The 24,872-nt window shown below is 71.1% G+C and carries 20 protein-coding genes; 8 read left to right on the forward strand and 12 right to left on the reverse strand.

Annotation, left to right across the window (positions count from 1 at the left end; translation table 11 throughout):
* Positions 1 to 232: hypothetical protein (locus ACWIHY_RS29735; RefSeq protein ID WP_454378991.1), on the forward strand; the 232-nt coding region annotated here is incomplete at its 5' end.
* 199 nt (positions 233 to 431) lie between these two features.
* Here the strand turns inward: ACWIHY_RS29735 and ACWIHY_RS29740 are convergent.
* A complete protein-coding gene (locus tag ACWIHY_RS29740) occupies positions 432 to 1,439 on the reverse strand; it encodes a stage II sporulation protein M (RefSeq protein WP_454379116.1) in 1,008 nt (335 codons plus the stop codon).
* A 131-nt stretch (positions 1,440 to 1,570) separates the two neighbouring features.
* Here ACWIHY_RS29740 and ACWIHY_RS29745 point away from each other — a divergent pair, with 131 nt between their 5' ends.
* Positions 1,571 to 2,602: an RDD family protein gene (locus ACWIHY_RS29745; RefSeq protein ID WP_454378993.1), complete on the forward strand. Its 1,032-nt coding sequence runs from the start codon at positions 1,571 to 1,573 to the stop codon at positions 2,600 to 2,602.
* Positions 2,603 to 2,754: 152 nt separating this feature from the next.
* Here the strand turns inward: ACWIHY_RS29745 and ACWIHY_RS29750 are convergent, their stop codons facing one another.
* Positions 2,755 to 3,369 (reverse strand): hypothetical protein, encoded by a 615-nt coding sequence (locus ACWIHY_RS29750; protein WP_454378995.1) that lies wholly within the window; start codon positions 3,367 to 3,369, stop codon positions 2,755 to 2,757.
* A gap of 102 nt (positions 3,370 to 3,471) precedes the next feature.
* Positions 3,472 to 4,929 carry an adenosylhomocysteinase gene (gene ahcY / locus ACWIHY_RS29755; RefSeq protein ID WP_454378997.1) on the reverse strand — a complete coding sequence of 486 codons (1,458 nt, stop codon included), beginning with the start codon at positions 4,927 to 4,929 and terminating at the stop codon, positions 3,472 to 3,474.
* Positions 4,930 to 5,271: 342 nt separating this feature from the next.
* Between ahcY and ACWIHY_RS29760 the strand changes: the two genes are divergently transcribed.
* Together ACWIHY_RS29760 and lepB are read left to right on the forward strand one after the other, a co-directional pair.
* Positions 5,272 to 7,488: a fructose-specific PTS transporter subunit EIIC gene (locus ACWIHY_RS29760; protein ID WP_454378999.1), complete on the forward strand. Its 2,217-nt coding sequence runs from the start codon at positions 5,272 to 5,274 to the stop codon at positions 7,486 to 7,488.
* A gap of 117 nt (positions 7,489 to 7,605) precedes the next feature.
* Positions 7,606 to 8,310, forward strand: coding sequence for a signal peptidase I (gene lepB, locus ACWIHY_RS29765; protein ID WP_454379001.1), 705 nt, complete (start codon positions 7,606 to 7,608; stop codon positions 8,308 to 8,310).
* Positions 8,311 to 8,494: 184 nt separating this feature from the next.
* Here the strand turns inward: lepB and ACWIHY_RS29770 are convergent, their stop codons facing one another.
* From ACWIHY_RS29770 to ACWIHY_RS29795, 6 genes are all read right to left on the reverse strand, one after another.
* A complete protein-coding gene (locus ACWIHY_RS29770; protein ID WP_454379002.1) occupies positions 8,495 to 9,463 on the reverse strand; it encodes a cation diffusion facilitator family transporter in 969 nt (322 codons plus the stop codon).
* Between the two features lie 97 nt (positions 9,464 to 9,560).
* Complete coding sequence (gene manA / locus ACWIHY_RS29775; RefSeq protein WP_454379004.1) at positions 9,561 to 10,733, reverse strand: mannose-6-phosphate isomerase, class I; 1,173 nt, start codon at positions 10,731 to 10,733, stop codon at positions 9,561 to 9,563.
* A gap of 70 nt (positions 10,734 to 10,803) precedes the next feature.
* A complete protein-coding gene (locus tag ACWIHY_RS29780) occupies positions 10,804 to 11,937 on the reverse strand; it encodes an SIS domain-containing protein (protein WP_454379006.1) in 1,134 nt (377 codons plus the stop codon).
* Between the two features lie 110 nt (positions 11,938 to 12,047).
* Positions 12,048 to 12,230 carry a Trm112 family protein gene (locus ACWIHY_RS29785; protein WP_454379008.1) on the reverse strand — a complete coding sequence of 61 codons (183 nt, stop codon included), beginning with the start codon at positions 12,228 to 12,230 and terminating at the stop codon, positions 12,048 to 12,050.
* A 339-nt stretch (positions 12,231 to 12,569) separates the two neighbouring features.
* Positions 12,570 to 13,949: a phosphomannomutase/phosphoglucomutase gene (locus tag ACWIHY_RS29790; protein WP_454379009.1), complete on the reverse strand. Its 1,380-nt coding sequence runs from the start codon at positions 13,947 to 13,949 to the stop codon at positions 12,570 to 12,572.
* 78 nt (positions 13,950 to 14,027) lie between these two features.
* The gene (locus ACWIHY_RS29795) at positions 14,028 to 14,402 is read right to left on the reverse strand and encodes a DUF3499 domain-containing protein (RefSeq protein ID WP_454379010.1); all 375 of its coding nucleotides are present in this window, start codon (positions 14,400 to 14,402) and stop codon (positions 14,028 to 14,030) included.
* 321 nt (positions 14,403 to 14,723) lie between these two features.
* Between ACWIHY_RS29795 and ACWIHY_RS29800 the strand changes: the two genes are divergently transcribed.
* Entirely contained in the window at positions 14,724 to 15,182 is a 459-nt protein-coding gene (locus ACWIHY_RS29800) for a metallopeptidase family protein (protein ID WP_454379012.1), read from the forward strand.
* A gap of 147 nt (positions 15,183 to 15,329) precedes the next feature.
* Here ACWIHY_RS29800 and ACWIHY_RS29805 read toward each other — a convergent pair whose 3' ends face one another.
* The 3 genes from ACWIHY_RS29805 to ACWIHY_RS29815 form a co-directional block, all read right to left on the reverse strand.
* Positions 15,330 to 16,874 (reverse strand): DUF5719 family protein, encoded by a 1,545-nt coding sequence (locus tag ACWIHY_RS29805; protein WP_454379014.1) that lies wholly within the window; start codon positions 16,872 to 16,874, stop codon positions 15,330 to 15,332.
* Positions 16,871 to 20,659 carry a glycosyltransferase gene (locus ACWIHY_RS29810; protein WP_454379016.1) on the reverse strand — a complete coding sequence of 1,263 codons (3,789 nt, stop codon included), beginning with the start codon at positions 20,657 to 20,659 and terminating at the stop codon, positions 16,871 to 16,873. The genes ACWIHY_RS29805 and ACWIHY_RS29810 overlap by 4 nt, the downstream gene beginning before the upstream one ends.
* 305 nt (positions 20,660 to 20,964) lie before the next feature.
* Entirely contained in the window at positions 20,965 to 21,228 is a 264-nt protein-coding gene (locus tag ACWIHY_RS29815) for a WhiB family transcriptional regulator (RefSeq protein WP_028810740.1), read from the reverse strand.
* A gap of 681 nt (positions 21,229 to 21,909) precedes the next feature.
* Here ACWIHY_RS29815 and ACWIHY_RS29820 point away from each other — a divergent pair.
* The 3 genes from ACWIHY_RS29820 to ACWIHY_RS29830 all read left to right on the forward strand — a co-directional run bounded on the left by ACWIHY_RS29820 (position 21,910) and on the right by ACWIHY_RS29830 (position 24,837).
* Positions 21,910 to 22,422: a cysteine dioxygenase gene (locus tag ACWIHY_RS29820; RefSeq protein ID WP_454379017.1), complete on the forward strand. Its 513-nt coding sequence runs from the start codon at positions 21,910 to 21,912 to the stop codon at positions 22,420 to 22,422.
* A 13-nt stretch (positions 22,423 to 22,435) separates the two neighbouring features.
* Positions 22,436 to 23,392 carry a 2-phospho-L-lactate transferase gene (gene cofD, locus ACWIHY_RS29825; protein WP_454379019.1) on the forward strand — a complete coding sequence of 319 codons (957 nt, stop codon included), beginning with the start codon at positions 22,436 to 22,438 and terminating at the stop codon, positions 23,390 to 23,392.
* A gap of 116 nt (positions 23,393 to 23,508) precedes the next feature.
* Positions 23,509 to 24,837: a coenzyme F420-0:L-glutamate ligase gene (locus ACWIHY_RS29830; RefSeq protein WP_454379021.1), complete on the forward strand. Its 1,329-nt coding sequence runs from the start codon at positions 23,509 to 23,511 to the stop codon at positions 24,835 to 24,837.
* Positions 24,838 to 24,872 lie beyond the last annotated feature (35 nt).

The following is a 24,872-nucleotide window of genomic DNA, read 5'->3' on the forward strand; positions in this document are numbered from 1 at the left end:
GGTATCAACATATCTGGCGTTGACTTTTGGCACGCTGTTGAGTTCTCAAGGAACGGACGCTTCCTTTGTACTCACCCTCGCGGGCTTTCCTCCGGTATTTCGTGTTTCCAACCTTACCAGATCCGTTTTCCGTTCCGTTTCCGGTTCGACGTTTGTTTCCGGTGGCCGCTGGAGTGGCCTTTTGCCTTTCGGCTTGTCTCCGACTTTATCAGAAGCATTTCCACCGAGCTAATCGGCTTCGTGATTCGAATTGAGAGTCGAAGAGGCTCTCCGGAGAGGTGACTCCGCTGGAGAGCGAGACAGACTCTAACTATTGCCAGTGGGTATGTCCACCCGTTGCAACCGTTTAAATCTACCTCCCCACGCCAGCCGTGTCAACGGGTTTTGTGGGGCGGACAGGACAGTACCAGGTCAGAGGCGCCGCACGCACATCACGCGGCGGTGGGGAGTTCCGCGCTGCGGTCGGTCTCCTCGACGTCACCACGCTCCCCGGCTCGGGCTGCGCGGCCGCCCAGGATGTAGACGTACGCGAGAAACGCCAGCTCGGCGGCGACACCGATGGCGATGCGGGCCCAGGTGGGCAGGCCCGACGGCGTAACGAAGCCTTCGATCAGGCCCGAGACGAAGAGGACCACGGCCAGGCCGATCGCCATTCCGAGGGCGGCGCGGCCTTCCTGGGCGAGGGCGGTGCGACGGGGGCGGGGGCCCGGATCGATCAGGGTCCAGCCGAGGCGCAGGCCCGTACCGGCGGCTACGAAGACCGCCGTGAGTTCGAGCAAGCCGTGCGGTACGACCAGGCCCAGGAAGACGTCGAGGCGGCCGGCCGAGGACATGAGGCCGATGGCTACGCCGAGGTTCAGCATGTTGAGGAAGAGGATCCAGAGCACCGGGAAGCAGAGGAAGGCGCCGAGGACCAGGCACATGGCGGCGGCCTGTGCGTTGTTCGTCCAGACCTGGGCGGCGAAGGATGCCGCGGGGTGGCTGGAGTAGTACGTCTCGTACTGGCCGCCCGGGCGGGTCATCTCGCGGAGCTCGTCCGGAGCGGCGATTGCCGACTGGACCTCGGGATGGGTGCCGATCCACCAGCCGATCACAGCGGCCACGGCGATCGAGAGCAGGGCCGTGGGGACCCACCAGTGGCGGGTGCGGTAGATCGCGGCGGGAAAGCCCGCGGTGAGGAAGCGGGTGGCGTCGCGCCAGGACGCGCGGCGCGTGCCGGTCACCGTGGCGCGGGCGCGGGCCACGAGCTGGGTGAGGCGCGCGGTGAGGGTCGGGTCCGGGGCGCTCGACTGGATCAGCGACAGGTGGGTCGCCGTGCGCTGGTAGAGAGCGACCAGTTCGTCGGCTTCGACGCCGGTGAGGCGGCGGCCGCGGCGCAGGAGGTGGTCCAGTCGGTCCCACTCGGCGTGGTGGGCGGTGACGAAGACGTCGAGGTCCATGATCGGCTGCTGCTCCAGGCACTGGGTCCGTACGGTCCGTACTACGCGGCGCGTGCTGCGGGCCAGCTTGGCAGACTGGGCATCCAGGGGGCAGGGAAGGGCGGCCATGGGTGGCGGAGGGTGGGTTTCCGGTGAGTGAGCTTGTTACGGGCGACGCGGTTGTACTGGGGCTTCGGCCGGCGAGGCTGCCGAGCCGGGCGCTCGCTCTGGCGATCGACATGGCTGTGGTGTGGACGGTTTTCCTGAGTGTTTCGGTCGGGCTGGCGATAGCCACCGCCTCGCTCGACGAGGCGGCCGGTATGGCGATATCCGTGGCGTCGTTTCTGCTGGTGCTGGTCGGGGCGCCGATCGCGGTGGAGACGCTCACCCATGGGCGGTCGCTGGGGAAGATGGCGTGCGGGCTGCGGGTGGTGCGGGACGACGGGGGGCCGATCCGCTTCCGGCACGCGCTGGTGCGGGGGGCGGTGGGGGTCGTCGAGATTCTGATGACGTTCGGGGTTGTCGCCTGTATCGCTTCGCTCGTTTCCGAGCGGGGGCGGCGGGTCGGGGATGTGTTCGCGGGGACTCTCGTCGTACGGGAACGGGTGTCCGCGGGGCGGGTGGCTGCGGTGCCGCCTCCGCCGCCGTGGCTGGTGGGGCGGTTTGCCGGGCTCGATCTGTCCGGGGTGCCGGACGGGCTGTGGCTTGCGATACGGCAGTACCTGACGCGGATGGGGCAGCTTGATCCGCAGGTGAGCTGGTCCATGGCTGAGCGGCTGGCCGGGGATCTCGCGATACGTACGGGGGCGCCGGCGCCGCGGGAGGTGCCTCCGGCGGCGTATCTGGCCGCGGTGGTGAACGAGCGGCAGGCGCGGGATGCGCGGCGGGCTGGTGCGAGGGCGGCGGGGATTGGCGCGGGGGCGGTTGGTGGCGGGGCGGTTGCCGGCGGAGCCGACGGTGGCGGGTGGCTTGGTCGGGGTGCGGGCCCCGCAGCGGAGCCGGGTGCGGCGGGTGTGGGGGTGGCCTCGGGCGCGGGGGGCGTGGGAGTGGCTCCGAGTGCAGGTGCGGCTGCTCGTTCGGATGCGGCTTCGGGTGCTGAGGCTGCTCCGGGAGGGGTGCCGGTGTCTGGTGTGGCGGAGGCGGGGGGTTCCGCTTCGCGGACCGGGTTCGCGCCGCCTGCTTAGGCGCGGGGGTCCCTCCCCGGCCTGCCCCTCCGAGTGGGGGCGCCGTCCCGGTGCTGTGCTCGACTCTCAAACGCTGGGGGGTGCGTCTGCGGCGGTTGAGGAGGCGTCCGGCTCGCTGGATGCCGGGGCGGCCCGTCCTGGGGCGAGGGGGGTCAGAGGAACGCTGAGGGTGGGGTTTCCAGGTGTTCCAGTTCGGTGCCGGGTGCTGACAGGACCACGTCGCCTGCGATGTGGATGTGGTGCTGCTCGCCGGTGTCCAGGGCGTTGACCTGGTACTCGTCCACCATCAGGGGGCCGTTGTCAGTGGCATGCGCTTCACTCTTCAGCAAGGCCCAGGACTGGTCGATCGTGCGAGGGGCCAGGACGGGGTCGGTGAAGGCGACGAGGCGGACACGGGTGGCGGGGGAACCGGGGGTGAGGCGCAAAAGGCGGGTTGTGGCGATGAGGAAGGCGGGGGATGTGCCGGTGAAGGTGTGGGCGGGGACGTTGCCTTCGGTGGCGTGGGTGCCGGTCGGGTCGGTGCGTACCCAGGTCACACCGTCGATGGCGGCGCCGCGAACCTGCCAGCTCGCGGCGTGAAGTTCGAGGCGGATGGGGCGGCCGAGGTCGTCGATGGCCAGGTCGACGGAGCCGGCGTGGTCGCCGGAGGGGGTGGTGATCTGCGAGACGTAACGCCAGCCGGAGGGGCCGGGGGCGCAGTGGAAGTGTTCTTCCCCGAGGGGGGTGTGGTCGTGGGGATCGTGGAGCGAATAACGGCCGCGGGGCATGGGGTCCTCGGGTCCTTCTGGGTCCGGCACGGGGCAGGCCCCCGACACGGGGGTGCGGGGGCCTGCCTGACAGCTACTGCTGCTGAGTGCTGAGCGTGTGGCTCAGTAGCGGTAGTGGTCGGACTTGAACGGGCCCTCGACCTGGACGCCGATGTAGGCGGCCTGCTCGGGGCGGAGGGTCGTGAGCTTGACGCCGAGGGCGTCGAGGTGGAGGCGGGCGACCTTCTCGTCGAGGTGCTTGGGCAGCACGTAGACGTCGGTCGGGTACTCCTCGGGCTTGGTGAACAGCTCGATCTGGGCCAGGGTCTGGTCCGCAAAGGAGTTGGACATCACGAACGAGGGGTGGCCGGTCGCGTTGCCCAGGTTCAGGAGGCGGCCCTCGGACAGGACGATGATGACCTTGCCGTCGGGGAACTTCCAGGTGTGGACCTGCGGCTTGACCTCGTCCTTGACGACGCCGGGAACGGCGGCGAGGCCGGCCATGTCGATCTCGTTGTCGAAGTGACCGATGTTGCCGACGATCGCCTGGTGCTTCATCTTGACCATGTCGGCGGCCATGATGATGTCCTTGTTGCCGGTCGTGGTGATGAAGATGTCGGCGGTCTCGACGACCTCGTCGAGCGTCGTGACCTGGTAGCCGTCCATCGCCGCCTGCAGTGCGCAGATCGGGTCGATCTCGGTGATGATCACGCGGGCGCCCTGGCCCCGCAGGGACTCGGCGCAGCCCTTGCCCACGTCGCCGTAGCCGCAGACGACGGCGACCTTGCCGCCGATCAGCACGTCGGTGGCGCGGTTGATGCCGTCGATCAGGGAGTGGCGGCAGCCGTACTTGTTGTCGAACTTCGACTTGGTGACGGCGTCGTTCACGTTGATCGCCGGGAAGAGGAGGGTGCCGTCGCGGTGCATCTCGTACAGACGGTGGACACCGGTGGTGGTCTCCTCCGTGACGCCGCGGATCTCGGAGGCCAGCTGGGTCCACTTCTGCGGGCTCTCACCGAGCGTGCGGTTGAGGAGCGTGAGGATGTGGGCGTACTCCTCGCTGTCCGCGGTGGACGGGTCCGGAGCGGCGCCGGCCTTCTCGAACTCGACGCCCTTGTGCACAAGGAGCGTGGCGTCGCCACCGTCGTCGAGGATCATGTTCGGGCCGCCGGTGGGGGTGTTCGGCCAGGTCAGAGCCTGCTCCGTGCACCACCAGTACTCCTCCAGCGTCTCGCCCTTCCAGGCGAAGACCGGGACGCCGGCGGGGGCGTCGGGGGTGCCGTTCGGGCCGACCGCGATGGCGGCCGCGGCGTGGTCCTGGGTCGAGAAGATGTTGCAGGAGGCCCAGCGGACCTCGGCGCCCAGGGCGACCAGGGTCTCGATGAGGACGGCCGTCTGCACGGTCATGTGCAGCGAGCCGGTGATGCGGGCGCCGGCGAGCGGCTGGGTGGCGGCGTACTCCTTGCGGATCGACATCAGGCCGGGCATCTCGTGCTCGGCGAGAGTGATCTCCTTGCGGCCGAAGGCGGCAAGGGAGAGGTCGGCGACCTTGAAGTCCTGGCCGGTGGCGACAGTCGTCATGCGGGCTGCTCCTCGTGGTTACGGGTCGAGGTGGGTACGGCTGACTCTGCGGGCGGCGGGCATACGAGTGCCCGGGCGCTCGCAGCGCAGTCCGTCGGAGGCCCTCTCTCCCTCGGCCGGCCCACGGGACCGCCCGACCGCCATCAGCAGCGACGTCTGGCTAGGTCACGAATCTACACCGATCGGCCCAGTGATCCCCAGCCGCCCTGGTCGGGACTGTGGCCGGAAGTCGGGGTCAGGGGTCGGTACGGAACCGGGTTTTCTGGGCTTTTGATCTGGCCGCGCCGTGTTGCACGATGCCTGTGCATCGCATCGGCAACACATGCGCGACAGGAGATTCACGTGACTGGTCCGGCCGGCCCCCCACGGGGCGGAGGCACGAGCGGCGAGAAGAAGCTGAAGCTGCTCGCCGTCACCGCCTGCCCCACTGGTATCGCCCATACGTATATGGCGGCGGAGAAGCTCGCACAGGCCGCCGAGCGGCTCGGCGTGGAGATGAAGGTGGAGACGCAAGGCTCCATCGGTACTGAGAACGTGTTCTCTGACAACGATGTCAGAGATGCGGACGGGGTCATTGTCGCGGCCGACAAGGACGTCGACCGGAGCCGATTCGTCGGGAAGAAGGTGCTGGCTGTCGGGGTGGCTGAAGGGGTTCGTCATCCCGAGCGGTTGATCGAGCAGGTGCTCGACGCGCCCGTGCAGGAGGGAGAAGGCGGTGCGGGGGAAGCGGGTGGGCCTGCCGAGGCGCCGACCGGCGGTGACGGCGGCAGAGAGCGCAGTGTCGCGTACAAGGCACTGATGAACGGGGTCTCGTACATGATCCCGTTCGTCGTGGTGGGCGGGCTGCTGATCGCCGTCTCGCTGGCGCTCGGCGGGAACGCGACGCCGGAGGGCCTCGTCATCCCGAAGGATTCCTTCTGGATGGACGTCAACAACATCGGCGTCATCGGCTTCAAGCTGATGGTGCCGATCCTGTCCGGATACATCGCGTACGCCATCGGGGACCGGCCGGCGCTGGTGCCGGGCATGATCGGCGGCTGGATCGCCAATGACGGGTCGCTGTACGACTCGGAGGCGGGCGCGGGGTTCATCGGTGCGATCGTGACCGGGTTCCTGGCCGGGTACCTGGTGTTGTGGATCAAGAAGGTCAGGGTCCCGAAGTTCGCCCGGCCGATCATGCCGATCATCGTGATCCCGATCGTCGCGACCACGGCGCTCGGGCTTTTCTTCGTCTACGTGATCGGGAGTCCCATTGCCTGGGTCTTCGAGCATCTGACGAGCTGGCTCAGCGGAATGACCGGGACCAGCGCGATATTGCTGGGAGCCATTCTGGGGCTGATGATCGCATTCGACATGGGCGGGCCGGTCAACAAGACCGCGTTCCTGTTCGGGGCGGGGCTCATCGCCACGGGCAATCAGACCGTGATGGGGATGTGCGCCGCGGCGATTCCGGTGATGCCGCTCGGGCAGGGGCTGGCCACGCTGATCCGGCGCAAGCTCTACTCGGAGCAGGAGCGCGAGACCGGGATGGCCGCGCTGTTCATGGGGATGTTCGGCATTTCGGAGGGCGCGATCCCGTTCGCGGCGGCGCGGCCCGCGCAGGTCATTCCGGCCAACATGCTCGGTGGCGCGGTCGCCGGTGCGACAGCCGGCATGGCCGGCGTCACGGACGCCGTGCCGCACGGTGGGCCGATCGTCGCCGTGCTGGGCGCGGTGGGCGGCGTGCCGATGTTCTTTGTGGCTGTGGCGGCCGGGGTGGTGATCACCGCGGTCTCCACCAATGCGCTGATCGGCATCAAGGAGCGGGGCGGGCGTGGTGTGGTCGTGGCTGGCGGTGGGACTGGAGGTACGACTGCGGCTGGGGCGTTGGTGGCTGAGCCTGCGGTCGCTGGGGCTGGTGCGGGTGCTTGGGCTGGTGCGGGTGCTGGGGCTGGTGCGGGTGCCGGCGCTGGTGGTGGTGCGGATGTGCTGGCTGCTGGTGGAGGTCCGGTTCTTGGGGCTGGTGCTTCGCGTGGCAGCTCGGGGGCGGAGGTCAGTACTGGGGTGGGTGTTGGTGCTGGTGTTGGTTCCGGTGCTGCTGCCGTCGTGGCCGGGGTACGGGGTGATCTCCTGTCGGGGTATCTCACCGGGCTGACCGTCAAGGTCGCCCTGGACGCGCGCGACAGGGATGGCGCGATCCGGGAGATGGCCGAGCTGCTGGCTGCCTCCGGGAACGTACGGGACAGCGACGAACTGGTACGGGTTGCGCTCGCCAGGGAAGAGCAGGGCACCACCGGACTGGGTGAGGAGATCGCCATTCCGCATGCCAAGACCGATGCGGTCAGCGCGCCCGTCGTCGGGTTCGCGCGGTCCGCCGAGGGCATCGAGTGGGGTTCGCTTGACGGCACGAAGGCCAAGCTGGTCTTCATGATCTCCGTGCCGCAGGCCGCCGCCGGCGACGAGCATCTGCGGATCCTGGCGCTGCTCTCGCGCAAGCTCATGGACGCCGGTTTCCGCGAGCGGCTCTCGGCAGCCCCGGACGAGGCGGCGATCCTGCGGGTGCTGGGCGAGATCCGGTAGCCGGTACGGACCGGGGCGGGCCTCGCGCGATGTCGCGCGGGGCCCGTCGGCATCCCTACCGCCGGTGGTCTCTAGCATGTGCGAGCACATTTCCGGGGTGGGAGAGGCCAGCGAACCATGCGACAGGCGGCACAAGCGGTGGCAGTGACGGGGGACGGACGGCGTCCGGGGCGAGGGCCGGGGATCGCGGCGGCCGTACTGCTGCCGGCCGGGGCGGTGCTCATGGCGGTCGGTCTCGTCATGGGCCGGGGCGGGTATCAGGCGTCCGAGATCGCCTCGGGGAGCATGGAGCCGACGTACCGGCAGGGCGACACGATCGTCGCCGAGGAAATGGACGGCGCCGATGTCCGGCGCGGCGACGTGGTCCTTTTCTCGGCTCCGGACCGGGTCCCGGTCGGGCTCTCCGTGCAGCGGGTCGTGGCTTTGGGCGGTGACCGGGTGGCGTACCGCAACGGGGACGAGGCGGTGACGCTGAACGGCCGGCCGCTCGACGAGCCGTACGTCAAGGACGGCTCTCCCGGCGCCGCCGGCGCGGAGTTCGACGTCCGGGTGCCCGAGGGGCGGATGTTCGTGCTCGGGGACAACCGCGGGAACTCGCTCGACTCGCGTTACCGCTCCGAGCAGTCCGGCACGGTTGCCGTCACCGCTGTGCGGAGCCGGGTTCTGGACGACTGGACGGTTCCGGCCCTGTTCGTGGTGGCCGGGCTGACCGGAGCCGTGGTCTTCCTGGCAGGGGCCGGGCTCGCGGTGGCTGCCCTTGTGGTGCGGCGGCGTGCGGTGAGCGTCCCGGCGCCCTTTGGGCCCGGGTGGCCCCCGGCGTAGGTGGACGCCCGGCTTGGACAGGCAGCGAGAAGGCCCCCGCCGGTGGACGGCGGGGGCCTTCGTCGGTGACTGGCGGGGCGTCGCACGAGACGCGGCGGGCCTCTCGGCGTACGCCTCCTGCGCGGACCTCAAGGGGCGTACACGTCGTGTCGGGCGTACTCGGTGTACGCCTCCCCTGCGGGCGTCAGGGGGCGGACGGGCCGCCCGGGGTGCTCGCCGGGTTCTCGCCCGCCGCTGCCGCCGTCTCGCTGTAGATGTCCGGCTCCAGGTAGATCACCCGGGCGATCGGGACGGCCGCGCGGATGCGGTCCTCCGCCGCGTTGATCGCGTGTGCGACCTCGGTGGCCGTCTCGTCGTGCTGGACCGCGATCTTGGCGGCGACCAGCAGCTCTTCCGGGCCGAGGTGGAGCGTGCGCATGTGGATGACGCGGGTGACCGTGGCGCCGTCGACGAGCGCGGCCTTGATCTTCTCGACGTCCTCCGTGCCCGCCGCCTCACCGAGGAGCAGAGACTTCGTCTCGGCCGCCAGGATGATCGCGATGATGATCAGCAGGACGCCGATGCAGAGGGTGCCGATGCCGTCCCAGACGCCGTCGCCCGTGGCGATCGCCAGGCTCACACCGACGAGCGCCAGAACCAGGCCGACCAGCGCGCCGAGGTCCTCGAGGAGGACGACCGGCAGTTCGGGGGCCTTGGCGCGGCGCACGAACTCCTTCCAGGAGAGGCTGCCTCGCGTCTGGTTGGACTCGACGATCGCCGTACGGAAGGAGAAGGACTCCGCGATGATCGCGAAGACGAGGACGCCGACGGGCCAGTACCAGGCCTCGATCTCGTGGGGGTGCTTGATCTTCTCGTAGCCCTCGTAGATGGCGAACATGCCACCGACCGAGAACAGAACGATGGAGACCAGGAAGGCGTAGATGTAGCGCTCGCGCCCGTAGCCGAAGGGGTGCTGGGGGGTCGCCTCGCGCTGGGCCTTCTTGCCGCCGAGCAGTAGCAGGCCCTGGTTCCCCGAGTCGGCGAGCGAGTGCACGCTCTCCGCGAGCATCGAGGACGAGCCACTGAAGAGGAACGCCACAAACTTGGCTACTGCGATCGCGAGGTTGGCGGCGAGTGCCGCCACGATCGCCTTGGTTCCGCCTGACGCACTCATGGGTGCCGGATGTCCCTTCCTTGGTGCCGCGGCCCTGGCGCCGCCGTACGGCCGCACATTGTTGCAGCTTGCCGCGGCAGGCAGTACGGACGGTACGTCAGGCGACCACTGTGGCCCGGAAGAGTGTGCCCGTACCGGACAAATCAACGGATTCGCCTGCGGGCACGAAGGCCGACTCTCCGGGCGCGAGCGTCAGTTCGCCGGCCCGGACCCTGCCCGCCGTGCAGAGCAGGATCTGCGGGGTGGCGGACGGCAGGGTGCGCGGCGCGGCGCCCGGTGCCAGGACGTGACGGGAGAGGCGGAATTCGTCGATCGGGGTGTCGTACAGCTCTTCGCCGCTGGACGAGGACGCCTCGGGGCGCAGGATGCCGGGATCACCGGCCTCGAAACGGACGATGCGCAGAAGTTCGGGGACGTCCACGTGCTTGGGGGTCAGCCCGGAGCGCAGGACGTTGTCCGAGTTCGCCATGATTTCGACGCCGAGGCCGCTGAGGTACGCGTGCGGGACTCCGGCGCCGAGGAAGAGGGCCTCGCCGGGCTGGAGTCGTACGTGGTTCAGCAGCATGGCGGCGATGACGCCCGGGTCGCCCGGGAAGTGGTGCGCGAGGGTGGCGTACGGGGCGTGCGCGCCGCCCAGGCGGTCCGCGGCTGCCGCGGCGGCAGTGACGGTCTCGGCCATCTCTGCGCGGTCCGCCGACAGTACGGCGGTGAGGACTTCGCGGAGGGCGGCCTCTTCGGGGTGTGCGTGCAGGAGGTCGACGTACGGCTTGAGGGAGTCGACCCCGAGTGCGGCGAGTACGTCGGCCGACTCGGCGGGGGCGCGGAAGCCGCAGAGTCCCTCGAAGGGAGTGAGGGCGCAGATCAGTTCCGGCTTGTGGTTCGCGTCCTTGTAGTTGCGGTGCGGGGCGTCGATCGGGACCCCGGCGCGCTCCTCGGCGGCGTAACCCTCCTTCGCCTGGGCGAGGTTGGGGTGGACCTGGAGGGAGAGCGGGGCGCCGGCCGCGAGGATCTTGAGGAGGAAGGGGAGGCGGGGACCGAACTTCCGTACCGCGGCCTCGCCCAGTTCGGCTTCGGGGGCCGCGTTGATGACTGCCGACAGTGGCTGCTCGCCCGTACCGTCGCCGCGGTCGAGCCGGGAGGGGGCTCCCGGGTGGGCGCCCATCCACATCTCGGCCTGGGGTTCGCCGGTGGGGGCGGTGCCCAGGAGGGCCGGGATGGCTGTCGTGGAGCCCCAGGCGTAGGGGCGCACGGTGTTCGAGAGGCGGTCCATGGGGCTTCCCCTGGGTGCGGTGACGTTGCTGGTGGTGACCTTGGCGGTGGCCGCCGTCAGGTGCTGGTGCTCATGATCGCCCTGCGGATGCGAGCGCCAGGTAAACGGCGGCGAAATCTGTGATGGCGAGCATCTCGGCGAGGTTCTCCAGCTCGCTGCCGTCCTCGGGTTCGATCTCGCTGATGGCCGTGTCGTGGCTCAGGGCGAGTTCGCGAGCGGCGGGGGCGGCGGTCATTCCGCCGGTCGGGCGGTCGCGGAGGAGTACCACGCGGGCGTGCAGTGCCTGTGCCTCGTTGACGCGGTCGCGGAAGAAGTCGTCGGGGTCGGCGCCGGCGGCGAAGGCTCCCGAGAGCAGTACGCCGTGGGCGGGAAGGGCCTCCGGGAGCTCGGCCGACAGGGCGGGCCGGCCTGCCAGCTCGGCCAGTACGGCGGAGAAACGGCGGCCGACGGGGCCGGCGTACGCGCCCTCCGTCCAGATGAGCGGGAGCGAGTCGGCGAGCTCGGACGCGAGCGTCTTGGCCGGGTTGCTGTACATGGCGATGGCCGGGCCGCAGCGTTCCGCGGTGCGGTCGAGGCGGTCGGCGACGAGGCGCAGGGTGTCCGGCGGTGCGCTGATCAGGCCGAGGCGGTCGAAGAGGACGAGAAGGGGGGTCAGGAGCGCCCACAGTGCGCCGGGGCCGGTGGCCGTGCCCTCGTCGTACTCCTCGTACGGGGCTGTCGCCATCGGTACGACCAGGCCGTGCACGCCGTTGACGGACTCGCTCAGCGGTGAACGCTGCGGGGCCACGGCGACGACGGTGCAGCCGCGGCGGTACGCCTGCTCCGCGAGGACCGCGAGGCCGGGTTCGGCACCGTCCGGGGTGACGAGGAGCAGGAGGTCGACCGAGCCGGCCCAGCCCGGGAGCTGCCAGCGCAGGGCGCCGGCCGCGGGGGCGACGCCGGTGGAGTGCAGCCGGGTGACGGGGCAGGCGGCGCCGGCGAGCGTGGCCAGCAGGTCGGCCACGCCGCTGGCGGCGGTGCCGGGGCCCGCGATCAGTACGGCGCGGGGGCGGCCCTCCGGTTTGATCTCCGCCAGACCGGCCTCCGTGGCGTGCCGGGCGGCGGTCCGTACCCGGGCACCTGCCTCGGCGGCGCCGCGCAGCAGGCCGCGGAGGTCGGCGCGGGCCAGGGACTCCGGGTCGTCGAGCAACGACTCGTCGAGCATGGTGCGGGCCTCCGATCGCCGGGCGCGTGGCCTGTGGTGGGGCGCTGCGCGGGGTGGTGGGTGGTGCGGGGCGGGCGTGTCGGGCGGGGCTGTCGGGCGGGGCCGGCCTGTCAGACGGGGCGGCGGGCCTCGTCGACGAGGAGCACCGGGATGCCGTCCCGTACCGGGTAGGCCAGGCCGCAGTCCTTGCTGGTGCAGATCAGCTCGGGGGTTTCCGCGGCGGACGCGTCGCTGAGGGGCGCGTGACAGGCGGGACAGGCGAGGATCTCCAGAAGGCCGGCTTCGAGCGGCATGGGGTGGGTCCCTTCAAGCATGCGGATACGGGTACGGATTGGGCCAGGTCAGCCTACCGCCGGGTGGGGAGCGGCGCGGGATGGCGGGGCGTGGGTGTTCCGCTCTGCCGGTTCGGCGGCGGGTGGGTGGGTGGTCCTCGCACCACGAGCACCATGAGCAGCACGAGCACCACGAAGGCCCCCACGCGGAACGGCAGCTTCGTGCGCGCAGGTACCGTCCGGCCGAACAGTCGGTTCGCACTGTCCGCAGACCCAGCCCCAGACGCAGACGGGGGCGGCGCGAGTGCCCGCGCCGCCCCGTCCGGAGTGCCTTGCCGTTCCGGCGGGAACCGGCGGCGGCTAGGCGCGGATGAGAGCCAGGGCCTCGTCCCGGGTTTTCGACATCGTGGGCTCGTCCCTCGCCTCCACGTTCAGGCGCAGCAGAGGCTCCGTGTTCGACGGGCGGAGGTTGAACCACCAGTCCGCGGTGGTGACCGTCAGGCCGTCGAGTTCGTCGATGATGATGCCCTCGCGGCCGGCGTACGCAGCCTTGACCGCCGCCATACGGCCCGTCTGGTCGGCCACCATGGAGTTGATCTCCCCCGAGCCCGCGTAGCGGTCGTACTCCGCGACCAGGGCCGACAGCGTGCCCTCCTGGCCGCCGAGGGCCGCCAGGACGTGGAGGGCGGCCAGCATGCCCGTGTCCGCGTTCCAGAAGTCCCGGAAGTAGTAGTGCGCCGAGTGCTCACCACCGAAGATCGCACCCGTACGGGCCATCTCCTCCTTGATGAAGGAGTGGCCGACGCGCGTGCGGACCGGCGTGCCGCCGTTCTCCCGTACGACCTCGGGGACCGACCACGACGTGATCAGGTTGTGGATGACCGCGCCCTTGCCCCCGTTGCGGGCCAGTTCGCGCGCGGCGACCAGGGCCGTGATCGCCGACGGGGAGATGCCCTCGCCGCGCTCGTCCACGACGAAGCAGCGGTCCGCGTCGCCGTCGAAGGCCAGACCGAGGTCGGCGCCGGCCTCGCGGACCTTCGCCTGGAGGTCGACGAGGTTCTTCGGGTCGAGCGGGTTGGCCTCGTGGTTCGGGAACGTGCCGTCCAGCTCGAAGTAGAGAGGGACGAGCGTCAGGGGGAGGGACTCGAAGACGGTGGGGACCGTGTGGCCGCCCATGCCGTTGCCCGCGTCGACCACGACCTTGAGGGGCCGCATCGCCGAGAGGTCGACCAGGGAGAGGAGATGGGCCGCGTAGTCCGTCAACGTGTCACGCTGCGTGATGGTTCCGGTGCCGGTCGCGGGCGCCGTCGTCGGAGCGGGGCCGGCCGACCACTCCTCCACCAGTGCCCGGATCTCCGCCAGGCCGGTGTCCTGGCCGACCGGCGCCGCTCCCGCCCGGCACATCTTGATGCCGTTGTACTGCGCGGGGTTGTGCGACGCCGTGAACATCGCGCCCGGCAGTCCCAGGCGCCCGGAGGCGAAGTACAGCTGATCGGTCGAGCACAGGCCGATCTCCGTCACGTCCACCCCGCGCGCCGCCGCGCCGCGCGCGAACGCCCGCGACAGCCCCGGCGACGAGGGCCGCATGTCGTGACCGGTGACGATCGCGTCGGCCTGCGTCACCTGCGCGAAGGCCGCGCCGAACAGCTCGGCCAGCGACTCGTCCCACTGGTCGGGAACCACTCCGCGCACGTCGTACGCCTTGACGATCTGCGACAGATCAGCCCGGTCAGCAGCCACGGCCAGCCCTCCTGAGGTCCATTTGGTCGCCCTAAAGCTACCCGTAGGGCTACAGGAGCGGCCGGGAGGACGGTGGCTTCAGGAATCCGGGGAACGCAGGACGCGGAGATGGCCGCGGCGCGCGACCTCCATCGGGTCCGCCGTGCGTGCTCCGGCGCCCGCTTCCGCCGCGCGGTCGTGCGGCCTGGCGGCCTCACGCACGGCATTGGCGAGCGCTTCGAGATCGTCACCGCTGGGGTGGGAGGGGGCCGAGCCGTCGACGAGGCGCAGGACCTCCCAGCCGCGTGGCGCGGTCAGCCGATCCGAGTGCTCGGCGCACAGGTCGTAACAGTGGGGCTCGGCATAGGTGGCGAGCGGGCCGAGGACTGCGGTCGAGTCCGCGTAGACGTACGTCAGTGTCGCGACGGCAGGGCGGCCGCACGCGGTGCGCGAACAGCGACGTACAGGGCTCACGACGTTGGACGGTACCGCACTCTTGAGCGGGCCGCGACGACTCTCCCCCACGTCACTCCACCGTGTCGCGGATACCCCTGGGCCCCGGCGGCCCCTCACGCAACTGGTCTGACCTGCGCGGAGACTCGTGGGCACAGGCGGTGACCGGAGTGTGACCAGTCGCCACTTGGGGCAAATGCCGTCAACCGATGCGAGATCGACGGTCGCGTACGGGCGTGAAAACGAGCCCAACGTTGGCTGGAATGCTCAATATGCGACATGCCGCATGCCGCCCCTCCGGCGCGATCCAACCGTCCCCGGGAGGGCTACCCTGCGTCAGTGATGGACAGTCCCGTACCTCCCCTCCCCACCGGCCCGGGGCCCCGGCGACGCGACCGCCACGGGCGCGGCATGCGCGGCCCCGTGGCGCCGCCCCAGGTGCCCCTCTCGACCAGCCGGGCCGCCGCGTTCGGCGACCTCGTACAGGACTCCGTGGAGCGCCTGGAACGGCGGTGGCCGCAGCTCGCCGAGGTCGACTTCCTGGTACTCGACGTGCCGCCCGCGAGCGGCGGCGATTCCGACGGCTGGGCGGCGGAGTCCGTACCGCTCGGCGGAATGATCGCCGCCACGAGCAGCCATCCGGCGCGGATCGTCATCTACCGGCGGCCCGTCGAGATCCGGACCAAGAGCCGGGACGAGCGCGCCATGTTCGTGCACGAGATCGTCGTGGAGCAGGTCGCGGAACTGCTCGGGCTGTCGCCGGAGTCGGTCGATCCGCGGTACGGGGACGGGGAGGCCTGACTCCGGGCGGGTGTCAGGGCCGGGCGGGTGTCAGGGCCGGGCGGGTGTCAGGCCCGCCGGGTGTCAGGCCCGCCGGGTGTCAGGCCCGCCGGGTGTCAGGGTCGGCATACATCTGCCCCACCGGCCTGTCCCCGCCCCCCGTTTCCCTCAGTCGTCCAGTACCGACAGGTCCTGTTCCGCATCCGGCACCGAGACCGTCCCGCGGTCGTCCGGCATCGTCTGCACGGTGAACATCGGGATGCCGTCCTCGGGCAGCTCGAGCGCGCGCGACGCGTGGACCGGGCCGCCGGACCGCGGTTCGACCGTCAGCGCGTACGAGCCCTTGAGCCCGGACGGCACCGGCGGCTTCACCGCGAGCGTCGTACCGGCCTTGACGGTGTACGTCTTGGAGACCGCCTCGCCGCCCCCGCTGCCCGCCGACGCCGTCACCTTCACCTCGGCCGCCGCGCCGGGCGCGGTCAGCGAGAGCACCGACCCCTTCGCCCTGTTGTCGGCCGCCGTGGCCCGGTCGCCCACCTGTCCGGTCGCCGGGATGTACGCCACCTCTTGCGCGGCGCCCTTGCCGCGCACCACGCGCAGCGCGGCGACCACGGGAGTCGGGCGCCCCTGCGCGGCCGGGCTCAGCAGCAGTGAACCCGCCTCGCCCTTGGTGACGTCCTTGAGGTCGACCGCCGTGGTCATCCCCGCCTTGACGTGCAGGGTCTCGTGGCCGGCCGGTGTGATGGAGCCGGTCGGCCCGGCCAGTCGCACCTTGAGGTCGGCGTCGTCGTCACCGGGCGCGAACACCACCAGGCGCACGGACGTCGCGTCCTGCGGGATGCCGGGCAGCACAGCCGTGCCCGACGCCTCGGCGGACGCCGCCAGCCAGTCGCTGCCGCCCTCCTCGTCCACGGCCTGGACGACGGCGCCGACGCGGCCGGTCCGGGTGGTGACGTGAACGGTGACGTTCGCGGCGCCGTCGGCGCTCAGCGTCGACAGCAGTACGGGCACGCTGGACCTCGCCGGGACCGTGATGCCCTCCCCCGAATCCGACTCCAGGGCGCCGTCCTTGCCGTACAGCTCGATGTCGGCCACGGCTGCGGTGTCGTCCGGGTTCGTCAGGTGTACGTAGTCCTGCCGCCCGTCGGCGGTGCTCGCGCCCGGGAACCAGAAGCTGGTGTCCGGCGCGGTGCAGCTGACGCCGAGCACGCCCCGGCCCTGGCCCGCGGTGACCGTGGTGGTCTGCTGGGCGGTCCAGCCGGGCGCGAGGCGTCCGTCGGCCGATCCGACGAGGGCGGGGGCCTCGGCGGTGTTCGCCTCGGCGGTGACGGGCTTGCCCGGTTCCTTGAGGGAGAGGACCGGCTTGCTCGCCTCCGTCTTTCCCGCGCCCTTGCCCTTGTCCTTCTTCTTGTCCTTGCCGTCGTCCGGGGCGGCCAAGGTCGCGTCGGTCGGGAGGAGTTCGGCGGAGCCGGCCTTCGCGTTCGCCTCTCCCTTCCCTGCCGGAGTGAAGGACGTGTACGCCGTCTCCGCGAGGTCGGACGTACTGGGTGCCGGGCACAGCAGGCTCGAGCGCTCCACCGGCATCCGCCCCGGGGGGTTCGCGTCGGCGGCGGTCCCGGTCGTGCCGCCGTCCGGGGCGGAGACGACGGCGAACCCGGTGACCGCGGCGAGGGCGGTGGCGGCGGCGATAAGGGAGAGGGTGGTGCGGTTCATCGGTTGTTGCTCCCGTCGGGACGCTGCTCGGGCTCGTTGCCTTCGCCGTACGGCTGCTGCGGCGGCTGCTGCTGCTGCCCGTAGCCGTACGGGTCGTACTGGCCCTCCTGGTACGGGTCGGCCGCCGGGTACTGGCCTTCCTGGTACTGGCCCTCTTGGTACTGACCGTCCTGGTACTGACCGTCCTGGTACTGGCCCTCCTGGTACGGGTTGGCCTGGTACTGCCCGCCGTCGCCGTACGGTCCGGCCGCCTGGTACGGGTCGCCCTGGTACTGCTCGCCGCCGTAACCCTGCTGCTGTTCCTGGCCGACGTACTGCTGCTGCCCGTACTCGGCGCCCGGGTACGACTGCGTCGCCTCCCACTCGCCGTACTGCGGCTGCTGCGGTACGGACGCGTACACGGCGCTCTCGTCCTGCTCCTGCGGCAGCCGGCCGTACGGGTCCTCGGCCGGCGGGGCCGGCCGCTGCTCCCCGGCCGCCTCCTGCGCGTCCGTCCCCGGAGCGTGCGGCGTTTCCGCCTGCGCCGCCGCGCGCAGCCTGCGCGCCCGGCGGCCCTCGCCCGCGACCGGCTGCGCGGGCACCTCGTACTCCTCCTCGGGCAGGTCGTCGTCGACCTCCCGGCGGCGGCCCGGAAGTGCGAGCACCACGAGGAGCAGGGCGAGGCCGACCTGGGTCCAGATCCACACGGTGTGGGTGAGGGGGACCTCGTACGTGAGGTCGAGCCGACCGCCTTCGGCGGGCAGTTCGAAGCCCTGCGCCCAGCCGTCGATGGTCTTCTTCGGCAGTACGCGCCCGTCGAGCGTGGCCTGCCAGCCCTCGGCCGCCGAGTCCGCGATGCGCAGGACGCGTCCCGCCTCACCGGCGGGGATCTTCGTGTGTGCCTCGACCGGGCTCGACGCGACGGACAGCGGCTCGCCGCCCTCCTTGCCGGAGACGATCGTGGCCCGCGCGACCTGGCGGTCGACGCGCCACAGCGCGCTGCCGTCGAGCTGACTCAGCCGGCTCAGGCCGGGGGTCGAGTCCAGAACGCGGCTCATCGCGCGCGGCGCTCCGTCGCGTACGAGGACGTAGCGGACGGCGTAGCCGCCGAGCTGGTCGGCCTGGTCGGCGCCGGAGCCCGCGACCAGGTTGGAGACGATCTTGTCGAGCTGCGGGCTGCTGCCGCCCGCCTCGGCGAGCTCGCCGTCGCCCAGACGGGCGCCCGAGCCGCGTACGAGGGTGTACGAGACCTTCGCGGCCGACGTGCCGCCGAGGACCAGGGTGCGTGCCTGGTCGCGCGTGCCGCTCTCCTCCGCGACGAACGCCGGCACCTGCACCGGGTCGCGCCGCTCCAGCGGTCCCGCGGCGCCGCCGATCATCCAGCCGGCGGCGGCGAGCAGTGGTCCGGCGGCCGCGGCGAAGGCGATCAGTACGGCGACGGGCTGGCGCCAGCCGAAGCTCTGGGTGGCGACGCGTTCGCGTGCGCCGTCCGCGCCGAGCACGGTGGCGCCGATGAGCGCCAGACCGTAGACGAGGGTCGCGGGGCCGGCCCAGCCGCCTTCGGAGCTGTTCGCGAAGACGGCGAAGAGGAGGGACACGAGCGCCACGGTCCACGCCGTGCGGATGGGATACGTCCGCTCACCGCGCAGCAGGGCGGCCAGCGCCGTCAGGACGATGCCGATGAGCAGCAGCCCGCCCGCCGCCCTGGGGCCGCCGGGGCTCGTGCCGAGCAGGTCGAGCGCGCCGGCCGGGCCCGTACTGAAGTCGAGGCCGGCCTCGCGGAAGAAAGCGGAGGGGCTGGTGAGGAGGGAGAGGGACCAGGGGGCCAGCATCAGCACGGGCGTGCCGAGCGCCGCGACGAAGCGCAGTCCGTACGCCGTGATGTCGCCGCGCCGCAGCACGAGTACGCCGATGCCGAGGACCAGGGCGATCGGCCACACGATCGGCGTAAACGCCATGGCGAAGGTCAGCAGGAGCGCGTACGCCCAGACAGCGCGCCAGCTGGAACGCGCTCCCCCGGCGCGCAGACCGCTCGCGGCTACGGCGCACCGCGCGATGAGGGGCAGCAGGACCGCCAGGACGGCCGTACCGAGCCGCCCGGTCGCGAGCGCTCCGGTGGCGGCGGGCAGGAACGCGTAGGCGACGGCCGCCCAGGCGCGCAGCAGGCGGGACTCGACGAGCGGACGCGAGACGAAGTACGCGGTGAGGCCGGCCAGCGGCACGGAGCAGACCAGCAGCACGGTGAGCGCGAGCCCGGTGGAGCCGAGGAAGACGGCCGACAGGGCGGCGAGTACGGCGAGGTACGGCGGCGCCGTCTGGGTGCCGCCGGTGCCGATCGGATGCCAGACGTCGGCGTACCGCGACCAGAGGCCGGACACGTCGTCGGGCGCGGGCAGCAGGGCGCCGCCGGCGAGCGAGCCGCCGCCGAGGAGGCCGCGGCAGGCGATGAGTGACACGAGGAGAAGCAGCACGAAGAGCATGGGGCCCGGCTTGCGGGCGATCCGCTTCAGGCGCGCGAACTGCTCGATCTCCATGTAGTCGGCGTCGTCGCCGCCGGGGCCCGACTCGACGACGCCGTGCCGGGAGCCCGAGGCCGACTCGGGCTCGGAGCGGGAACCGAAGCTGCCCGCGACCTGTTCGACGGTGGCTCTGATGGTCGCGCCGGTCGGCGGGAAGAGCGGCCGGAGTTCGCTCGCTTCGACCTTGCCCCTTCCGCGCCGCTTCCTGGCCGCGAGGATCTTGCCGGGGCGCAGCAGGGTGCCCATCAGGCCGGTGACTTCGTCGACCGCCTGGCCGGGGACCTTGCCGAGGAGGTAAGCGAGGGTGCGGAGCAGGGTGCCGAGGACGAGGCGCAGCATGACGTACGGGAGGGCGGCGCCCCGCGCGTTCACGAGCATCGCGTAGACGGCGCCCGCCTTGTCGACGCGGTGCGGGTTGGCGACGGAGCGGCCCGCGCAGTCGATGGGCCTGCGCTCGCGCGCGGACGCCTCGGCGTGCCGCAGTACGGCGTCGGGGGCGACGAGCACGCGGTGGCCGGCGGCGTGGGCGCGCCAGCACAGGTCGACGTCGTCGCGCATGAGGGGCAGCCGGCGGTCGAAGCCGCCGAGCTCTTCCCACACGTCGCGGCGGATGAGCATGCCGGCGGTCGACACGGACAGTACGGAGCGGACCTGGTCGTGCTGGCCCTGGTCCTGCTCGCGCCGGTCGAGGCCGGTCCAGCGGCGGCCGCTGTTGGCGATGGAGACGCCGACTTCGAGGAGTTGCTTGCGGTCGTACCAGCCGCGGAGCTTGGGGCCGATGACGGCGGCGTGCTCGTCGGAGTCGGCGACGCGCAGAAGTTCGGCGAGGGCGTCCGGCTCGGGCGCGCAGTCGTCGTGCAGCAGCCACAGCCACTGCACCGGTTCGCCGTGCGGGAGTTCGGGCATGTCGTACGCGTCGTCGCGCCACGACCTGCTCACCGGGTCCCAGCCGCTGGGGCGCTTGAGGTAAGGCAGTTCCTCGGGCGTGAGGACCTGGGCGGTACGGACCGCCTCGTCGACGGCCGTGCCGAAACCGGAGCGGCGCGCGAGGTGCAGTACGCGGTCGGCGCCGATCGCTTCGGTGACGAGTTCGGCGGAATCGTCCGCGCTGCCGGTGTCGGCGGCGACGACGTTCTGTACGGGGCGTTCCTGCCCCAGAAGTCCGGCGAGCGCGTCGGGCAGCCAGCGCGCGCCGTCGTGGGAGACGAGCACGGCGGTGACGACATGCCGGGGGAACTCGGGAGCGGCCGCCGCGTACGGCGCCGACGTTTGGCTGTGCACGGACATCGGGGTACGGGCCCTCCGGCCGGGGTCCGGGGGTCGCCCCCCGGAAGGCTGCTGTCTGACTGCGTCGACGCGCGCGACCCTTGGGGGCGTTGATGCGTCTCGGACAGCGCCCCACACTAACGGCTGGGCAACACAACGGTCCGCCGCCTGCGGCCGGGGGCCGGGCGACGGACCGGTTGATACGTGCACACTTGCGCCATTTGATCAGTGAGCGCCGCGCGGGAACCGCTGGTCTGCTGGACTGTGGGACTGCTGGTGGATCTCGCGTGCTGTCGTCGCGCGCGGCCAGGCTTGGCGGTTCGCCGTCAGACGGCTGCCTTTTTCAGTCGTCGGCGTTCACGCTCGGACAGGCCGCCCCAGATTCCGAACCGTTCGTCATTGCTCAGGGCGTACTCAAGGCATTCGGAGCGGACTTCACAGGCGAGACAGACCTTCTTGGCCTCGCGGGTGGAACCGCCCTTCTCGGGAAAGAAGGACTCGGGGTCGGTCTGTGCGCACAGGGCGCGCTCCTGCCAGCCGATTTCCTCGTCCGCGTCCTCGACCAGCAGTTGCTGGAACAGCTCGGTCATGTGCGCCCCTCGTCTGTCTTTGCTTCCCCGTGATGTAGTCGTTGCCGTTTTCGGCCGAACGACACGAGTGAAATTACAAGTGTGCGGATCCGGGGCAGTCAAGCCGAGATCTGCTATTGAGCCGGTTATTCACTCTGCGGAACCAAAGCTATGCGGAAAGTGTTCAAATCGCTAAAATCTGTGACACATGCCACCGGCTCATCCACGCCCCCTCATCAGGGTGAGATGCGGCGGGGTTTGATCTTGTTGCGATAGATCCGCGGAAGCGATCCGGATCACAGTCCGGTCGCGACGCCGCGACGACGTTTGCTTGCGCGGCTGATGGGCCACATCTCCGCGCCGCCGCCTGCACAAACCTTTCTCCACATCCATTAACCGGATGAGGTGAAACATTAGCCCCAAAACGGTCACACAGTTGACAGCGAGTGAGGGAGCAGGTCTCCTTGAACGCATGTCATTGACCGCAGCGCTCCCCCGGACTCACACGCGTGGGTTCCGTCGCGCTGCCCAGGTCCGTTTTGGCTGTTCCTGTTGCTGTTGTTCCAGCTGTTGAAGCCCCCGCGCTCCAGCTGACCTTTCCTGACTCTGCGTAACGCCCCGAGGTATCCGTCTTGCGACGCCTCCAATCGCGACACCTTTCCTTGCGACACCCCAGCTCTCAAGCCGAGGAACCCCCGCACCATGAACAGCGACAGCGACCTCCAGATCGCCGGCGACATCCTCGCCGTCCAGCACCTTCTCCAGCCCGCCCGTGAGCACCCGGCCACCGTCGCCGAGTTCGCCGGCCTCGCCCGTTCCATCGCCGTCGACCGTGCGCAGTGGGAACACCTCGTCTCGTACGACGCCACCAGCCGCTGGTACCACCGGCTGCGTACCGGACCCGGGTACGAGGTCTGGCTGCTCAGCTGGGTGCCCGGTCAGGGCAGTGGTATGCATGATCACGGGGCTTCGTCCGGCGTACTGACCGTCCTCGACGGCGAGTTGACCGAGCGCAACGGGGCGGGCGGGGCGCAGCGCACGCTCGGGCCGGGATCGCAGCGGGTGTTCGCGCCCGGCTACGTCCACGAGGTCGTGAACGACGCGCTGGAGCCGGCGGTGAGCCTGCACGTCTACTTCCCCGGCCTCACCGAGATGCCGATGCACTCGGCGCGGTGCTCCTCCCCGGGCGCCGCCCAGGATGTCGTACCGGCCTGACAGACTGCTGTGCATGCGCATTGTGGTTCTGGCAGGCGGTATCGGTGGCGCTCGCTTCCTCCGCGGCCTCAAGTCGGCCGCGCCTGACGCGGACATCACCGTCATCGGCAACACCGGTGACGACATTCATCTGTTCGGGCTCAAGGTCTGCCCCGACCTCGACACCGTGATGTACACCCTCGGCGGTGGCATCAACGAGGAGCAGGGCTGGGGGCGTGCGGACGAGACCTTCCAGGTGAAGGGCGAGCTGGCGGCGTACGGCGTGGGGCCGGAGTGGTTCGGGCTCGGCGACCGTGACTTCGCGACGCACATCGTCCGTACGCAGATGCTCGGGGCGGGATATCCGCTGAGCGCGGTGACGGAAGCCCTGTGCGAGCGGTGGCAGCCGGGGGTGCGGCTGCTGCCCATGTCCGACGACCGGATCGAGACGCACGTCGCCGTCGATGTCGACGGGGAGCGGAAGGCCGTTCACTTCCAGGAGTACTGGGTGAGGCTCCGTGCGTCGGTGGACGCGCAGGCGGTCGTGCCGGTGGGCGCGGAGCAGGCGAAGCCGGCGCCGGGGGTTCTGGAGGCCATTGGTTCGGCCGACGTGATTCTCTTCCCGCCGTCCAACCCGGTGGTGAGCGTCGGGACGATTCTGGCCGTCCCGGGCATTCGCGAGGCGATCGCCGATGCGGGGGTACCGGTGGTGGGGCTTTCGCCGATCGTCGGGGACGCGCCGGTGCGAGGCATGGCCGACAAGATGCTGGCCGCGGTGGGCGTCGAGTCCACGGCTGCGGCCGTCGCACAGCACTACGGGTCCGGGCTGCTCGACGGGTGGCTCGTCGACACCGTGGACGCGGGTGTGGTGGACGAGGTGGAGAGCGCGGGGATCCGGTGCCGGGCGGTTCCGCTGATGATGACCGGCGTCGAGGCGACGGCGGCGATGGCGCGGGAGGCGCTGGGGCTGGCCGAGGAGGTACGGGCGTGAGGGGGGCGGGGCCGGAGGTGGGGGCGGCTTCCAACTCCGGTTCGGGTGCCGGCTCCGGCTTGAGTTCGGGTATCGGCTCCGCTCCGGGTTCGGGTGCTGGTTCGGGTGCCGCAGTGGTGCCTGCTCAGGTTTCGGGGGCCGGGCTCGGTGCGCAGGCGCCGGGGTACCGGGTGTGGGCGTTGGCCGGGATGCCGGAGGTGCGGGCCGGCGACGACATCGCCGAGCTGATCGCGGCCACCGGGGCCGGGCTCGTCGACGGCGACATCCTGCTCGTCACCTCGAAGATCGTCAGCAAGGCCGAGGGCCGCGTCGTGGAGGCGGCCGACCGCGAGGCGGCCATCGACGCGGAGACGGTACGGGTGGTCGCGCGGCGCGGGACGCTTCGTATCGTCGAGAACCGGCAGGGGCTGATCATGGCCGCGGCCGGGGTCGACGCGTCCAACACCGCCGCGGGGACCGTGCTGTTGCTGCCGGAGGATCCGGACGCTTCCGCGCGGATCATCCGGGACGGGCTGCGGGACGCGCTGGGTGTGGACGTGGGTGTCGTGGTCACCGACACCTTCGGGCGGCCGTGGCGCAACGGTCTGACCGATGTGGCGATCGGGGCCGCCGGGGTCCGTGTGCTCGAGGATCTGCGGGGCGGGACCGACGCGTACGGCAATCCGCTGAACGTGACGGTCGTCGCCGTCGGGGACGAACTGGCGGCGGCCGGCGATCTGGTGAAGGGGAAGGCTGAGGGGCTGCCGGTCGCGGTGGTCCGGGGGCTTTCGCATGTGGTGGCCGGGGACTCCGGCACGCGTGGCCTGGTCCGGTCCGCGGCCGACGACATGTTCCGGCTCGGGACGTCGGAGGCTGTGCGGGAAGCGGTGACGCTGCGGCGTACGGTGCGGGACTTCACGGACGAGCAGGTGGACCCGGCGGCGGTACGGCGCGCGGTCGCGGCGGCTGTCACGGCGCCGGCGCCGCATCACACGACGCCGTGGCGCTTCGTTCTGCTGGAGTCGGAGGCGGCGCGGGTGGCGCTGCTCGACGCGATGCGGGACGCGTGGGTGTCCGATCTGCGGGCCGACGGGAAGTCGGAGGAGTCGGTCGCGAAGCGGGTGCGGCGGGGGGATGTGCTGCGCAGGGCGCCGTATCTGGTGGTGCCGTGTCTCGTGATGGACGGCTCGCACGTGTACGGGGATGCTCGTCGGGACGCGGCGGAGCGGGAGATGTTCGTGGTCGCGGCCGGGGCGGCCGTGCAGAACTTCCTGGTGGCGCTCGCGGGCGAACGGCTGGGGTCTGCCTGGGTTTCCTCGACGATGTTCTGCCGTGACGTGGTGCGGGAGGTGCTGGGGCTGCCGGAGGGCTGGGACCCGATGGGCGCGGTGGCGGTGGGCCACGCGGCGGCGCCGCCGAAGGAACGGGCGCCCAGGGATCCGGTGGCGTTCATCGAGGTGCGCTGAGGCGGGGCGGTCGCTTCGGACTGCCGTGCCTGCGT

This window comes from Streptomyces sp. NPDC055287, from assembly GCF_053646035.1.